1 protein-coding gene is annotated in these 1,418 nt (G+C 63.0%); it reads left to right on the forward strand.

Annotation, left to right across the window (positions count from 1 at the left end; genetic code table 11):
- The first annotated feature begins 98 nt into the window (after positions 1-98).
- Entirely contained in the window at positions 99-1,139 is a 1,041-nt protein-coding gene (locus JYP50_RS21595) for an IS110 family transposase (RefSeq protein WP_206562649.1), read from the forward strand.
- Positions 1,140-1,418 lie beyond the last annotated feature (279 nt).

The raw sequence follows: 1,418 nt of genomic DNA on the forward strand, positions 1-1,418 counted from the left end.
TTTTTGGTCGATGAGATGGTCTCCTCCCCTCTCCAACGGCGTCGCGATGCGCCAAGATAGAGATGTACATCCTATCTGCACGGGATGAGGAGGAGACCATGAACAAGACTACGGTAATTGGGCTGGATTTGGCAAAGCACAGTTTTGAGGTGGTGGTCATCAACGGACAAGGCCAGTTGCAACAGCGCAAGTCGCTCCGGCGCCATACGCTGCTACCGTTTCTCCTGCGTCAGGCGCCCGCCGTGGTGGCCATGGAAGCGTGCGCCAGCGCCCACCACTGGGCGCGGCGGATCGGCGATCAAGGCCACCAGGTCCGGCTGCTGCCGCCGCAGCACGTCAAGGGCTACCTGCGCGGGCAGAAGAACGATTACAACGATGCCCTGGCCATTGCCGAAGCCTGTGTTCACGGCCGGGTGAGGCCCGTGCCGGTAAAAACGTTAGCGCAGCAGGACGAGCAGTGCCTGCACGCGATCCGGCGCGGGCTGAATGCCGACAAGGTACGCCTGAGCAACCAGTTGCGCGGCCTGCTGGGGGAATACGGCCTTGTTGTGCCCCGAGGCGATGCCGCTCTGAGGCGGGCCCTGGTCACGCACCTGGACGAGACGGCCACGGGGTTGTCACCCCGGGTTCGCACTTACCTGGCGCGACAATACGCGCGGTTTGTGGCGCTGCTGGATGAGCTGGCCTGGTACGACGCGGACTTGCGTCAGCGGGTCAAGCAGGATGAGGCCTGCATCCGCTTGCAGGCGATTCCGGGCATCGGGCCGGTGGTGGCCAGTATGGTTCGGCACTGGATGGGGGATGGCCGCCAGTTTACTTGCGGCCGGGATGCCTCGGCCGCCCTGGGACTGGTACCCCGTCAGCACAGCACGGGTGGGCGTCAGCGCCTGGGGGGCATCAGTAAACGGGGTGACCCCCACGTGCGCTCTGTGGTGGTTCACGGCGCCCGGGCCGTGGTGAGCCGCGCAAGTGGCAAAACCGACCCCTTGAGTTGCTGGGTCCAGCAACTCCGGGCACGGCGGGGGTTCAATAAGGCGGTGGTTGCCCTGGCGAACAAGATCATACGCATGGCTTGGGTAGTGATTGCCCGTGGCGAGCACTACCGGCCCCAGGGCGAGGTGAGTAGCGTGGCGGCCTGATAGGGCGGCACACCAGATAACAGGAGCAAGGTCCAACGGTTGCGAAGGCAACAGACACAGGATGACAAAACAGGTCATTCCGGCCTGCTGAAACCCTGGTTTATTCGACGGCCACAAAGGCCGAGAGGTCGATAAGGACAGCAGGCAGCGGATAGTCATCAAGGCCAGCGGTGAGCGATACCCACCGCAAGTACAGGCCGGATATACGGCAGCAACCTGTCCCTGTCAGCCCTGACGTCTGAGCCTTGCAAACGGGGAGGAGACCATATACGAATAAAT

The organism is Parahaliea mediterranea (assembly GCF_017255185.1).
GTDB lineage: Bacteria > Pseudomonadota > Gammaproteobacteria > Pseudomonadales > Halieaceae > JAFKCZ01.